This window comes from Mesorhizobium sp. IMUNJ 23232 (assembly GCF_044326205.1).
Lineage (GTDB): Bacteria > Pseudomonadota > Alphaproteobacteria > Rhizobiales > Rhizobiaceae > Kumtagia.
In genome coordinates, this window is the sequence record NZ_JBIRCY010000031.1 from 1 (window position 1) to 12,806 (window position 12,806).

Here is a 12,806-nt window from a genome sequence, read left to right on the forward strand (position 1 = left end):
CGGAGAAAGCGGTCGGCCCGCGAGTGACAATCATTGGCAGCCTCTGGCATGCGAGCTTTCTCGCGAGTTCACTCGGATGTCTGCTTTTCAGATGCAGCTACGGCCTGCTTAACGACCGAGAAGGGCGCGAAGCTGCCGTTCCGACCATCGACCCAATAAAGCCGGCTTATGGCCTATCGTCGTTCGTCATACGGTCCGGCCAAGGCGCCGCTTGTGAGCTGATCCCTAAGCAGACTGCTGCGACATTCTCAGGCATTCCGCGGTGTCGCCGCATCACTGCCAACCTTCCGGGAATGGTGGCCATGTTTCCGGTAGCGGGTTGTCACCATAGATCTCAACGCGGGCCCGTTGCTCTGCCTCGACGCGCGTAAGGCCGGCGTCGTATTCCAGGATTGCGGCGCGCTCCTCATAGGCGACGCGCAAGTCCAGATCATGTTCATTGTGAGGTGCAACAGGTGCAACGGGTGCAACTAGCGATCTAACCATCTGTATTAGATCGGCTTTTTTCGCTGAATATCCGGAAACGGCTAGGTGCAACGGAGGTGCAACAGCCAGGTTATAGCGTGTTGCACCTGTTGCACCTGCCGAGCGTGCGGGGTGCAACAGATTCGATTTTCCTAACAGGCTGTTTTCGTTAGCTTTATCGTTGCGTGTTGCACCTGTTGCACCCGTTGCACCCGATTTCGCGACGATGGCCAGGAAATCCTCGAACCAGTTCTTAGTGGTCATGCTCACCCCCCAGGATTGCGGCCGTGAGTCTGTAAAGGCGGACGGTTCCGGATCCACCGACGCGATGGCGTGACTGGAACTTGCCATCCTTATCGGGGATCAGAAGTCCGCGCTCGACCAGCGTCTTCGCCAGAAGCGTGGCGTCGAAGCCGGCACAGACTTCCTTCCTCCAGGCTTCGGGAAAGACGTAGAATTCGGTCTCGCCGTCAGCCGTCGTCTTGCGGAAGCCGACGCGATTGATGGTGGGCCGTGAAGCATCGGAGGGCGTGACATCGCTGCCCCATGGCGCGAACCGGCTCTCGGCATGTGCCTCGATGAAGGCGCGTACTTGCGCGATCCCTTCCCTGACCTCCGATGGCTCGATACCGCCTCTGCAATCCAGCCAGTCGCGCAAGCACCTGGCAGAGCCGGAGGTCGCTTCTCCCTCGTACCATGGAAGAATTCCGAGCTTGGTGGCCAACTCGCCCGCCGCCGCGACAAGGGCAAATCGCAGGGCGACACGCGATACCTGACCATCGGCGCGAGGCGGACAAGTGTCGGCCACGAACTGGTCCATGAACCCTGCGACGGCAGCCTTGACCCTGTCGCGATCCCGGCTGAGATAATCGATGAAAATACGAGCGGCATGTCCATAATGCTGGATTGAACCCGCCTTGATTTCGCGGGCGAAGGCGTCGGCGCTTTCACAGTCATGAATGGTTTCGAACAGTCCCATGCCGGCTCCGGCATCGGCCGGGACATCGATGACCCTGACCTGCTGGCCAGCGGCGACACGCCGTCCGCGGCCATCCTCAGCGACCTTGTCGGCGAGTCCGATTTCTCCGCTCGACAGGAACAGAAGTCGCCAGCGCGCCGGCTTCCTGGCCAGCCCTTCCCTGGTGGCGCGTGATTTGCCGGCGCCGTTGGCGAGCAGATAGGCTGCCTCGCCTGCGTCGCGAGCCGGTACCTGGCCGAGTTCGTCCAGACACAGCAGCGCGTCGTTGTGGCCGGCGGCGACGCCTTCGAGGCCGTTGGCAGTTACCCGCCACGATCGCACATAGCCGTTGCCGCCCCAGACTGACGCCGCCGCCAGGAGCGCCGTCGACTTGCCGGTGGATGAGGCTCCGCGGAAGTGAAAGCCACCGCTTTCGGCTTCCATGAGTTCCACCAGTGGAGCGGCAAGTGCCGTCGACAGTGCGATGACAAGCCGGCTATTGCCGATGCAGCGGGCGGCAACCCGCTCCTGCCACTCCGCAAACATGCCGCCTGTTCGCAGCGCATGATCTACTGTGGCGGCGGTTTGCAGGATGATGCGCTCGCCATCAATCTGTCCGAGGCATTCCTCCGGGAGGACGAAGGCGTTTCCGTGCCAGCCGATCCTCGTCACAGGCCGGGCGCGGCGATTGATCTTTGCCGTGCCGACATAGGTGTTCAGGAGATCCCTTGCCCGTTTCGTCGGAGCGACGAACAAGCCTCCATCGAGGAGGACGCGACGAAGATCGGTTCCATCACCAGCCAGCAGAGCCCGCGGCATCGCCCATTCATGGCTGCGGCGATCGTGGTCCTTCCAGCGCAGGAGAACACCCCAGGAGCCGCCATCGGCGTCGCGGGTTTCGGCGACAATGTCAAACGGTCCGGAGATGCAGATGGCAGGTTTGTCGGGGTCAGCGGCGTCTTCCCACCACAGACCGCTCGACCGCATTTTGAACCCAGCCGGCACTTCGAGCTTCGGCTCGGCGACGGCGTTGGTGAATGCCGTCCTGATCGTGTCGGAGCCTTCTGCAATGCCAATGTCGTTCCAGTCGCCAGTCGTAGCCGGAATGACCGCCACACCGCCTGTGAGACGCGCCGCAGCAAGGGCCTTGCTTTGGCCGATCCCGCTCGCATCATTATCGCCGGCGATCATAACGTGGACCGCTGGCCACATCGATCGAATGGTTTCCGCTGCACGCCCAAGATTGTCAGCGTCGAAGGCAACGGCCACAGGATAGCCGGTCGCCTCGAACACCGATGCCGCCGTCGCGTATCCTTCGGCGATGACGATCAAGTCACCAGGCTCGCCAATGAGATGAAAGTGGCCTGACTTGGCCATGCCTTTCAGGAAGCGCTTGGACCCGTCTGCTGCGATGAACTGCAGACCGTGCAGCATGCCGCCGCCATCCCGGACAGGCACGATCAGACGGTCGCCATTCTGCCGTATGCCATGTGCGCCCACGCCTTTTCTCGTGAGGTAAGGATGATCCGGCATGGCGTCTCGCGCCGCTTCCCAAATGCGAGCCGCACGCTCGCGGGCATTCGCATGATCCTGCGCGACAGCAGCCTCGCGTTCCGCCCTGATGGCTGCGAGGCGTTCAGATACTGCCCTGCGCTCGGTGTCCGACAGGGTTTTCTGGTCGATCGCGCACCAGGTCTGCGATATCCCCGACCGCCAGCAACCGAATGCGCCGGCCGGAACGCCGTCGGAGAATAATGTGTACCAGCCGGCATCATCGTCGCTGCGCTTGTTGGTGGGGAAGCGATGCAGTGCGCCGTCGTCCACAACGTCGTCTGGTGGTTGAATCCCCGCCTTGAGGATTGCATCGCGGAACTGCCCGGCAATTTCTGTGTGGTTGAGACCATGGCCAAGTCGGCTCATTTCTGGTCTCCTTCCACGGAGAGCGAGCAGCCGGCCACGGCTCCGGATGGGCGCCTGGCATTAGCAGCGCGACGGTGGCCAAGCACGACGCTTTCCGCACGCCCCTGGCGTTCGACGGCCTCGATGCCGTCCAAGGGGTAGATCACCCTGGAAAAAATCTTCAGGAATGGCGGCCCGATGCGCTGGTGTCGCCACCTCTGCAAACTGCGCGGACTGAGGCGCCAGCGCTTGGCAAGCTCCTTCTCATTGAGATGCTGGACAGGCTGCGAGGGTTCGGTCGGCGTTGCTGCAAAGTCGCCGAAGATCGCCAGCAACGGTGTACCGCCGGCATCTTCACCGGCATCCTCGATCTGGTAGAGGCAATGGGCCTGCAGGACATCCGGAAGCTCCCACTTGCGATAGAGACCGGGGAGGCGCTTGAGGTCTTCAGGCGAGGGATTGAAGCGGGTCATGGCGAGCGCGTTCCGTGGATTGAGAGCCTGGCGCTCGCGGGCGCTCCACCGGACAAAAGCCAGGCCGGCTGTCCTTTCGGGACATCGGTTCAGCATAAATTCTGTATGACCTGTCGCAGCCGGGAGGTTGCGCGCTGGTAGCGCTTGCGAGCCGCGGCCTCCGTCAGGCCCAGCGCCGCGGCGGCTTCGACTTGGGAGTGGCCGTCGACGGCGACACGGATCACAATGTCCGCATCGACGCCGATCTCGCGGGCGAGTTCTTCTCGCAGGAACTGCCTGCTCGTGGAATGGGCAGGTGTGTGTCGACGATCCATAACCTGGTCGAGGTCCATGTCGATAAACAGTCTGCGGATGCTGACTTGTCGCTGGTGTGCGCGGACGAGATCGCGCTCGATGTTCATCAGGATCGTCGCTGCAATGCTGGTGACGCGACCGAGATCCAGGCAGCGCACGGCTTCGGTGGCGCGCGCGAAGATTTCTGAGGGGAGTTCGTCCAGCGTGCCGATGCGCCGCCACTTCGAGCGTCGCAGTACGCCATCGAGACCAGGCCATAGGGCGAGCAGCATCAGTGTGAGGGCACAGTCGGCGGTCGGGTCGCCTCCCTGGGCCGCTTTAACCAACGTGACGAGGATCTGGTTCTTTTGATCGGAGGTAGCGGAATTCCTGCGCAGGGTATCCAGCATTGCCGTCGGATCGACGAAGCGCCGAAGTGGCTTCCGGCTTCGGCGCAACGCCTCGAACTTGCGTTGGAACCCAAGAGTTGAAGACGAAAGCGTGAGGTGCTCGCGGATCTCGTGCCACGCGAAGGACATTGGACGCCTGCCTTGCGGCCAGGCGTCCGGCGCCTTCGGATGGCCAGGTCAGGGCGTCACGCGCCTCTGCGATTGGAGGGGGCTGAGATGGAAGGCGCGACTTAGCGCGTCGTCGCGGTTGCCTGGTTCAGCGTGCCGCAGCCGCGGCAGGTGGCCACGACAGGGAAGCCAACGAAGTATTCGTGCGCCCGCGCAAAACGCAGGTGCATGCAGCCGTCACGGCAGACGCCGAGCAGCTTGTCGCATTGCATGCAGCGCCAATTGGATTCCGAGGTGATGGGCTTTGCTGCGCCGGTCCAACTCGTCGTGGCTGCCTGGCGCGATGGTAAGGGAGTCGGCATCTAGGTGCCCCTCTACTTGGAGCTCTCCCAGTAAATGGTAGTTTGTTAGACCGTCTTCCTCCTCATGTTAGACCGTTGTTAGACAGCCCGCCCGACGGTGTTTTCGACTGCGTCGTCCGTCGGCTGCTCGAATCGCACCACACGCCAGAAGCCACGTTTGGCGCCCTTGCTGATGTAGACACCCAGAATACTGCCCCACGTGTTTTCTCTGAAGGCTTGCTGAGGGCTTCTAGATCCTAAGCCATTCATCAGTACCTTCACATGAACGTCGGGGCTGCCCTTTTCGCATGCGACGACAAGGCGTTCGAAGATGGTCAACTGCTCGTTGCCGGCCAGGTGCAGCGGTTCCTTGCCTGGTAAAAACAGAGTCCCGGATTGTGCGCCAGACCGAAGAACCCGTGGCGACATGCCTCCGTGGGCAAGCGAAAGACCGTTTCGATACGCGAGTTCGACACCGTCACGCACCAAGACGGGCTCGGCGTCTGCCGACGTAAGGTGCGACAGGAGGGTCACAACAACGTTTGGGCCGAGGTGCGATGGCAATTCTTCGCTTGCCGCGAGGATGATGCCCACGCCCGCCGTATTCCGCGCGCGAAGTGCCAAATCCAGCCGCTGCGCGGTCTTCATGTCATTGAGACGTCGCGCGAAATAGACTGGCACCTCCGTGCTATCGACCCGCATCTCACCGAGAAAGGTCAGGTCCGGGTCGAGTATCTGATCTGCCCGTCTGCTGAGGATCGGTTTCATCAGGCGCAAAAGCGTCTCGTGAAGCCATTGGGCGTTGATCGTGTACATCTCCAGATCGGACACCGGTCGCTTGCCGGCGTCCTCGCCGAATGGCCCGATAGTCCGGACCATTCCTTTTGTCGCCGACGGTGTGATGGCGCCCTCCCCTTCAATATTGTGGTCGTCGATGAGAACAATGTTCTGCCGGTCACGGCGTTCGAGCAAACCACCTTCGATCAAGCGCCCGACATCAAGTCCGAGTTCCAGCAGGTACCCTCCGGTGACCTCGTTCTCGACGCGATCGTAGAGTTGAGCGAGCTGAGGGAAGATTGCACGAAGGTCATCGGGGGAAATCTGTCGGAATGCAGTCAAAACGCCCCATTCCCTCAGGAGTGCGAAGCCTAAGCTGCGCTCTTCCGGATCTATCCTACTCTGGAGATTGCAGCTCTTTGTGCCGGCGATTGTGATGTTGAGCGTCCGCTTCTTTTCATCGCCAATTCGGTTGTAGGCAATGGCGATGCCAATACGGCTGAAGGCTTCTGCTCGCCGGAAAACATTGCTGACTCCAAGATATCGGTCGGCCACGGCCTCGATATCGTCGTCAACGGCGACTTTCAGCTGAAGCTTGCGCCGCCAGATGCCAAGCCGAACCTCGACCTCGAGCACGCGAGCAAATTCGAACTCGTAGCCATCAACCGCGGGGCGCTGCAGAACAAGTGAAGTGCGAAACCTGGAGAGATTGTAGCGCTTCCAGGTGAGCGGCTTCCGAGAGATATCGTGCCCGAGAGCAACTTCAGCGAATGAGTCGCTTACCGTCTGGCGTACCACCGGGCTGTCGGCACAGACCTCGATCTGCCGCAATGACGGCGTGTAGATTAGCGTCGCCTCGTTCGGCGGTCGATAATAGATGGTTCGCCTGCGTCCGTCCTTCCGGTGATCATGGACACTTGATAGTGGCCCGCCATGACGGACGATCAGCATAATGGATGCTGGGTGCGCATCGGTCGCGGGAAGATCAAGCGCTTTCACCGTGCAGGAAATCCCGGCCTTCAGCTCGAGAACGGCTTTGATCTTCAGGGCCCGCGCTGCCTGATCGATTGCCTCGGCATCGAGCGTGACATCGATTTCGAGATCGACTTCGAAGGCATCATATAGCTTGCCATGGTCGCGAAATTGCCGGGCGAAGTGAAAGCTCTCCGCATCTTCAAAGGTTTCGCGCGCGTTCAAATAGGTCCATATGCTCTTGCACAGCGGGTCGGGCTGTTCCTCGAATTCCTGTAATTGCAAATCACCAAACTGCGTCTCGGCGATCGTCGTGAGTGAAGTCACGGCCTTTCCCTCGGCGAGGGCCCTGATCCTACCTGCTCGCTGCTCGGCAGGTCGCAATTCATCCTGATCGAATTTCGATAGCATCTGGACGAGTTCGTGCCGGAATATTTCGACGGCTTCTCCGTCGGTGTGGTCGGGAACGTCATGTGGCAAATTGAAGTCAGGCTCGTTCTCACCCTCGCGGACAGCAAGGGCGGCTCGGGCGTGATCGATGCGCGCGTCCTCGATCAGCGTCAGAACATGCGGACCGATCGAAATTGCTCTACGCGCCATGAACTGACCTGCTCCTGACGGATCAACACAGGGATACTCACGGACAAAATGGTCCGCTGCAATATCCGAAGTACCGAGCACGTATCCAACACTACTCAATATTTGCTGAGGGATGTCCCATCGGAAGCACCGGAGTGGCTTTTGTTCGGTATCGCAACCGAAGCCGGCCAGATCCAAAATGAAACGTCCCAATCCGCTCCCGGTGGATCGTATGGCACCTTCGGAGCGCCTGTCCGAACTCACCTCGATCCTGGCGCTGGGGCTGGTTCGGCTTCATGCGCGACAGTCAAGCAGACTATTGCGCCGGTCGGAGAATAGTTTCGTGGACTTCCCGCCCGACCAGAGCGGTCATGCCGAACCTTCTACAGGTGGAAAGGCATGACCATGACCGAGACCGTACTTGCCCGGCTGGTGGCATTGAAGACCGCAACCGTGGCAGACCTGCGCCTGCAATGGCGTGACTTGTTTGATACCCAAGCGCCGCCCTACGGCAGGCGCTTTCTCGAAAGCAGAATCGCTTATCGCATTCAGGAGCTGGCCTATGGCGGCCTGAAGCCCTCGACCGTCGAGCGGCTGGAGGCGCTGGGTGAGCAGCTCGATGGCGGCAACATCGCGCTGCGGCGCATGCGCACCGACAACATGCCGATCGCCGGGACAAAGCTCATTCGGGAATGGCAAGGCATCGAGCACACCGTCACCGTGCTCGGCGATGGTTTTGAATGGCAGGGCCGTCCCTACAAGTCTCTGTCGGCCATTGCCCGCGCCATTGCCGGCAGCCGCTGGAACGGCTGGGTGTTTTTTGGTCTCAAGAACCAACGGAGCGTGTCGTGAACAAGCTCGTCATTAACAAGCCCATCGTTCGCAAGCTGCGCTGCGCGGTCTATACGCGAAAATCCTCCGAGGAGAATCTCGACGTCGCCTTCAACAGCCTCGACGCCCAACGTGAGGCCTGCGAGGCCTATATCGCCAGCCAGAAGGCCGAAGGCTGGCTGGCGCGCTCCGGCCGATATGACGACGGTGGATATTCCGGCGGCACGCTGGAGCGGCCGGCACTGAAGCGGCTTCTTGCCGATGTGGAGGCCGGTCGCATCGACACCATCGTGGTCTACAAGATCGACCGCTTGTCCCGCTCCCTCATGGACTTCGCCAAGCTAGTCGAGGTGTTCGACCGAAACGGCGTCACCTTTGTCTCGGTGACTCAGTCGTTCAGCACGACGACCTCTATGGGCAGGCTGACTTTGAACATTCTTTTGAGTTTTGCGCAGTTCGAGCGCGAACTTTCCGGCGAGCGCATCCGTGACAAGGTCGCCGCCTCGCGGAAGAAGGGCATCTGGATGGGTGGCTATGTTCCGCTGGGCTACGAGGCACGGGACCGCAAGCTGGTCATCGTCGAAAGTGACGCAGCCACCATCCGCATGATCTTCGAGCGGTTTGTCTCGGTCGGCTCGGCCACGGTACTGGCACGCACCCTCGCCGCCGAGGGTGTTTGCACACCTCGCAACCGGTCGATCGACAAGGGTTTCCTCTACAAGCTGCTCAACAACCGGGTGTACATCGGCGAGGCAGTCCACAAGGGCAGCAGCTATCCCGGTGAACATGAGCCAATCATCAGCCGGGCATTGTGGGACAAGGTCCATTCAATCCTGCAGGAGAGCCCGCGCAAGCGTGCCAGCAACACCCGCGCGCAGACCCCTGCCCTGCTCAAAGGTCTGCTGTTTGGCCCAGGCGGTTTGGCCTTCTCGCCGACGCACACACGAAAGGGCCATAGGCTCTATCGCTACTATGTCAGCCAGGCGGTGCTGAAGCGTGGCGCCAGTGCCTGCCCAATCGGACGCGTGGCGGCTTCGGAGATCGAGACGGCCGTCATCGACCAGTTGCGGGGACTGCTGCGTGCACCCGAGATCGTCGTCGGCACATGGCGGGCAGCACGCGCCGACATCGGCGGCCTGACCGAGGCCGACGTTCGCGATGCTCTCGATCGGCTCGACCCGCTCTGGCACGAACTCTTTCCGGCAGAACAGGCTCGCATTGTCCAGCTTCTCGTCGAGCGGATCGACCTCGCAGCCGACGGCATCGCCATCCGGCTGCGGACCCAGGGCCTGACCGGGATTGCAAGCGAGCTCTGCACCATCGGAGTTCGGGAGCGGAAGGCCGCGTAGCCATGGCAACCAGTATCACCCAAGGTTCCGAAACCATCACCGTCCATGTTCCGCTCACGCTGCGCAGGCGTGGCGGCCGCAAGCAGATCGTGACACCACCGGGCACTACCTGGGCAGCACCCCGTCCCCGCGTCGACACCGCGATGGTCAAGGCGCTCGCCCGGGGATTCCGATGGCGCAAGCTGCTGGAGACGGGCGTCTACGCAACAGCCCACGAGATCGCCGTCGCCGAGAAAATCAACCGCTCCTACATCAGCCGTCTGCTGCGGCTCACCCTGCTTGCACCCGACATCGTCGAAGCCGTGCTCGACGGCCGGGCGCCGACCATCATCGCACAGGATATCGCACTCAGAAGCCTGCCAGACGAGTGGGAGGCTCAGAGGCGGATGGTGTCGGTCGGATTTGCAATTCAAGAGTAAAAGTGGCGTTAACACGAGAGGCGGCCGCAACTCGAAGCTGACTAGCAGCTTCCGCAGCGAGGCCGCCAGATGACCGCCCTTCTCCACGCACCCGTCGCCTCGACATAGTCAAAACAAGGTTCGCATCCTTGGGCACCCCAGCCTCCGCCAACTCCGAGCGGGCCGATTCAGAAATGACTATTTTGCCGTTGGAGAAAGTCGTGGACGAGATCAGCTACTTCGTCCGGGCTGGTGTCCAGCGCGAAATGTCCCGCGTCTAGAATTTGAACCTCGGCGTAAGGTACATCGCGCCGGTAGGCTTCGGGCTCTGATATATCGAACGACGGGTCGTATCGGCCCCAGAGCACCAGCAGACGCGGTTTGTTCTCTTGCATCCATCGCTGCCACCTCGGATAGGCGGCCACGTTGTTGCGGTAGTCGTAGAATAGCTCAGTCTGGATATCCGTCTGCCCAGGACGGCGGAGAAAGGCGAACTCGTCCGTCCATAGATCGGGATCGTAACGCTCGATATTCGGATCGCTGCCGATATGGCGCCGGCGGGTTGTCTCCAGCGACAGCAGGTTCTCGCGCAGCGCCGCCTCATGCGCCGCCCTGTCCGCCCAGAAGGCCCGCCGCGTAGCCCAGATCTCGCCGAGGCCGGTATCATGCGCGACCGCGTTCTGGACGATCAGCGATTGCACGCGTTTGGGATGCGCCATCGCCATGCGGAACCCGACCGGACCGCCATAGTCCTGCATGAAGAGATTGTAGCGCGGGAGTGCGAGCACCTCGGTGAAGCGCGTTATCACTTCGGCGATATGGTCGAATGTATAGGCAAACGCGCTGGGGTCAGGCGCGGCGCTGTGGCCGAAACCGGGATAGTCGGGCGCGACTAGGCGATAGCGATCCGACAGGCGATCCAGCAGCGGCTGGTACATGCGTGACGACGATGGCAGGCCGTGAAGCAACAGGATCACCGGTGCGCCGGGGTCTCCGGCCTCTCGGTAAAAGATCGGGAGGCCGTCGACATCGGCGGTGCGGTAGGCGGTCGGAGGGTTCATCGGAATGACGCTCGGCTGACGTCGATGACGGCTTTGGCGAAGGCCTCCGGCGCTTCCTGGGGAAGGTTATGACCGATACCACCGGTTATCGTCCGGTGTTCGTATTTGCCCGAGAACATTTTTGCGTAAGCGGCAGGTTCGGGATGCGGCGCGCCGTTGGCATCGCCTTCCAGCGTGATCGTCGGCACGCCGATGACGGGCGCCCTGGCGAGCCGCTTTTCCAGTTCGTCGTATTGCGGCTCCCCTTCCGCCAGCCCTAACCGCCAGCGGTAGTTGTGCACCACGATCTCGACATGGTCCGGATTGTCGAAGGCCGCCGCGCTGCGCTCGAAGGTGGCGTCGTCGAATTTCCATTGCGGCGAGGCAAGCTGCCATATCAGGCGGGCAAAATCGTGTGTGTATTTTTCGTAACCGGCGCGGCCGCGTTCGGTCGCAAAGTAGAACTGATACCACCATTGCAACTCCGCCTTGGGCGGCAACGGGAGCTTGCCCGCCTGCTGGTTGCCGATGAGATAACCGCTCACCGAGACCATCGCCTTGCAGCGTTCCGGCCACAGCGCAGCGATGATGTTGGCCGTTCGTGCTCCCCAATCGCAGCCGCCGATCGTCGCCTGCTTGATCCCGAGCGCGTCCATCAACGCGACGATGTCGGCGGCGATCGCGGCTTGCTCACCGTTGCGCACCGTCTGGCTCGAGAGGAAGCGGGTGGTGCCATATCCGCGAAGATGGGGCACGATCACGCGAAAACCTTCCGCCGCGAGCAAGTGTGCGACGTCCGCATAGGTATGGATGTCGTAGGGCCAGCCATGCAACAGGATGACCGGCGCACCGTCCGATGGTCCAACCTCGGCATACCCTAAATTCAACGGCCCCGCGTCGATCTGCTTGATTGGTCCGAAGGAATCGGTTGCCGCCGATACTGTCGCAGCGGTCTGCCCGGCGGATGCGGCCAGGACCGGCGACACCAGACCGAGTTCGGCGAACGCCAGGCCCATGGCCGCCGCACCGATCAAATGTCGGCGGCGCTCGTCGATCTTGCCGGGATCGTTGACGTTGTTCATGGCGATGTCTCTCCGTGTTGTGCGGCGTGCTTCGGCGTCCCGCTCACCAAACGAGCCGTTGGCCGCCGTCGATGTCGTAGGTGGCGCCCGTCAGGGCGGTGCTGCTCATGATGTGGACGGCGGGCGCCGCCACGCCGGCCGGTTGCGCCACGCCGCGGATCGGCAGTGTGGCGCCCGGTGCAAAGCCTCAGAGCGACAGTTCCTTGCCGCCGTGTTCCGCGACCATGTATGCGGCGTACCAGTCCGGCCAGTTCTCGTCATGCTTGCCGCCCTCGCGCTTCTCATGCTCGCCATGCGCGGCCGCAGCACGGCGCAGCCCCGCCGCGAGGTCGGCGACCGAAGCGTAAGCCGTATCGCCGTCGACACGCCCGGGAAACCGCTCGGTGATTTTCTGGAGCAACCAGCCATTGCCGTCCGGATCCTTGAACGTCGCGAAGGACACATAGCTGCGGCCTTGCGGATCCCTCCCGCCGATCGCCGGCTGTCCGGGACCGGCGCGATGGAACACTTCGCTGACATCGGCGCCGTGGCTTGCCAGCTCGGCGCGCGCCGTCTCGATGTCCGAAACGACCAGGTAGTTCCCGCTCGCCGAGCCGGGAGCGGCCGAGGTGATTCCGGTGCCGAAATGGACGGAAGCCGGCGAACCGGGAGGCGTGAACTGGACCACCCGGAAATTTTCGCCGACCGGGAAGTCGGCGTCGAGCCGCCAGCCCAGGCCGCCATAGAAGCGCTTGGCGCGGTCGACGTCCGAAACCGGAATGACGGTCACTTCGAGCTTCATGTCCCGCCGCCGCGCTCCCTTGCCGACCGTGGCTTCAACGCGCGGATTGTCTGTAGTCATTGCTGCCTCC

Annotated in this window: 12 protein-coding genes; 3 read left to right on the forward strand and 9 right to left on the reverse strand. The window is 61.9% G+C overall.

What is annotated here, in order from left to right; all coding sequences use genetic code 11:
- Nucleotides 1–273 precede the first annotated feature (273 nt).
- The 6 genes from ACH196_RS21485 to ACH196_RS21510 all read right to left on the reverse strand — a co-directional run bounded on the left by ACH196_RS21485 (nt 274) and on the right by ACH196_RS21510 (nt 7,276).
- Nucleotides 274–729, reverse strand: coding sequence for a hypothetical protein (locus ACH196_RS21485; RefSeq protein ID WP_396648974.1), 456 nt, complete (start codon nt 727–729; stop codon nt 274–276).
- Complete coding sequence (locus tag ACH196_RS21490) at nt 719–3,343, reverse strand: DUF927 domain-containing protein (RefSeq protein ID WP_396648975.1); 2,625 nt, start codon at nt 3,341–3,343, stop codon at nt 719–721. The genes ACH196_RS21485 and ACH196_RS21490 overlap by 11 nt, the downstream gene beginning before the upstream one ends.
- Complete coding sequence (locus ACH196_RS21495) at nt 3,340–3,795, reverse strand: hypothetical protein (RefSeq protein WP_396648976.1); 456 nt, start codon at nt 3,793–3,795, stop codon at nt 3,340–3,342. The genes ACH196_RS21490 and ACH196_RS21495 overlap by 4 nt, the downstream gene beginning before the upstream one ends.
- Before the next feature lie 89 nt (nt 3,796–3,884).
- Complete coding sequence (locus tag ACH196_RS21500) at nt 3,885–4,607, reverse strand: RNA polymerase sigma factor (RefSeq protein WP_396648977.1); 723 nt, start codon at nt 4,605–4,607, stop codon at nt 3,885–3,887.
- Nucleotides 4,608–4,708: 101 nt separating this feature from the next.
- Nucleotides 4,709–4,948 carry a hypothetical protein gene (locus ACH196_RS21505; RefSeq protein WP_396648978.1) on the reverse strand — a complete coding sequence of 80 codons (240 nt, stop codon included), beginning with the start codon at nt 4,946–4,948 and terminating at the stop codon, nt 4,709–4,711.
- A gap of 78 nt (nt 4,949–5,026) precedes the next feature.
- Entirely contained in the window at nt 5,027–7,276 is a 2,250-nt protein-coding gene (locus ACH196_RS21510) for a hypothetical protein (RefSeq protein WP_396648979.1), read from the reverse strand.
- Nucleotides 7,277–7,654: 378 nt separating this feature from the next.
- Between ACH196_RS21510 and ACH196_RS21515 the strand changes: the two genes are divergently transcribed.
- Genes ACH196_RS21515 through ACH196_RS21525 form a run of 3 tightly spaced genes read left to right on the forward strand, consistent with a single transcriptional unit; the run spans nt 7,655 to nt 9,854 of the window.
- The gene (locus ACH196_RS21515; protein WP_396648980.1) at nt 7,655–8,107 is read left to right on the forward strand and encodes a DUF2924 domain-containing protein; all 453 of its coding nucleotides are present in this window, start codon (nt 7,655–7,657) and stop codon (nt 8,105–8,107) included.
- Nucleotides 8,104–9,435 (forward strand): recombinase family protein, encoded by a 1,332-nt coding sequence (locus tag ACH196_RS21520; protein WP_396648981.1) that lies wholly within the window; start codon nt 8,104–8,106, stop codon nt 9,433–9,435. The genes ACH196_RS21515 and ACH196_RS21520 overlap by 4 nt, the downstream gene beginning before the upstream one ends.
- Before the next feature lie 2 nt (nt 9,436–9,437).
- Nucleotides 9,438–9,854, forward strand: coding sequence for a hypothetical protein (locus ACH196_RS21525; protein WP_396648982.1), 417 nt, complete (start codon nt 9,438–9,440; stop codon nt 9,852–9,854).
- 167 nt (nt 9,855–10,021) lie between these two features.
- On the opposite strand, the gene ACH196_RS21530 is transcribed toward ACH196_RS21525, so the two are convergent.
- From ACH196_RS21530 to ACH196_RS21540, 3 genes are all read right to left on the reverse strand, one after another.
- Nucleotides 10,022–10,894 carry an alpha/beta fold hydrolase gene (locus tag ACH196_RS21530; RefSeq protein WP_396648983.1) on the reverse strand — a complete coding sequence of 291 codons (873 nt, stop codon included), beginning with the start codon at nt 10,892–10,894 and terminating at the stop codon, nt 10,022–10,024.
- Entirely contained in the window at nt 10,891–11,955 is a 1,065-nt protein-coding gene (locus ACH196_RS21535) for an alpha/beta fold hydrolase (RefSeq protein ID WP_396648984.1), read from the reverse strand. The genes ACH196_RS21530 and ACH196_RS21535 overlap by 4 nt, the downstream gene beginning before the upstream one ends.
- A 187-nt stretch (nt 11,956–12,142) precedes the next feature.
- Nucleotides 12,143–12,796 carry a VOC family protein gene (locus tag ACH196_RS21540; protein ID WP_396648985.1) on the reverse strand — a complete coding sequence of 218 codons (654 nt, stop codon included), beginning with the start codon at nt 12,794–12,796 and terminating at the stop codon, nt 12,143–12,145.
- Nucleotides 12,797–12,806: the final 10 nt, after the last annotated feature.

Bases quoted from the DNA above. Each gene is read 5' to 3' on its own strand.
- ACH196_RS21485 (WP_396648974.1), bottom strand. From the start codon at position 729: ATGACCACTAAGAACTGGTTCGAGGATTTCCTGGCCATCGTCGCGAAA.
- ACH196_RS21490 (WP_396648975.1), bottom strand. From the start codon at position 3,343: ATGAGCCGACTTGGCCATGGTCTCAACCACACAGAAATTGCCGGGCAG.
- ACH196_RS21495 (WP_396648976.1), bottom strand. From the start codon at position 3,795: ATGACCCGCTTCAATCCCTCGCCTGAAGACCTCAAGCGCCTCCCCGGT.
- ACH196_RS21500 (WP_396648977.1), bottom strand. From the start codon at position 4,607: ATGTCCTTCGCGTGGCACGAGATCCGCGAGCACCTCACGCTTTCGTCT.
- ACH196_RS21505 (WP_396648978.1), bottom strand. From the start codon at position 4,948: ATGCCGACTCCCTTACCATCGCGCCAGGCAGCCACGACGAGTTGGACC.
- ACH196_RS21510 (WP_396648979.1), bottom strand. From the start codon at position 7,276: ATGGCGCGTAGAGCAATTTCGATCGGTCCGCATGTTCTGACGCTGATC.
- ACH196_RS21515 (WP_396648980.1), top strand. From the start codon at position 7,655: ATGACCATGACCGAGACCGTACTTGCCCGGCTGGTGGCATTGAAGACC.
- ACH196_RS21525 (WP_396648982.1), top strand. From the start codon at position 9,438: ATGGCAACCAGTATCACCCAAGGTTCCGAAACCATCACCGTCCATGTT.
- ACH196_RS21530 (WP_396648983.1), bottom strand. From the start codon at position 10,894: ATGAACCCTCCGACCGCCTACCGCACCGCCGATGTCGACGGCCTCCCG.
- ACH196_RS21535 (WP_396648984.1), bottom strand. From the start codon at position 11,955: ATGAACAACGTCAACGATCCCGGCAAGATCGACGAGCGCCGCCGACAT.
- ACH196_RS21540 (WP_396648985.1), bottom strand. From the start codon at position 12,796: ATGACTACAGACAATCCGCGCGTTGAAGCCACGGTCGGCAAGGGAGCG.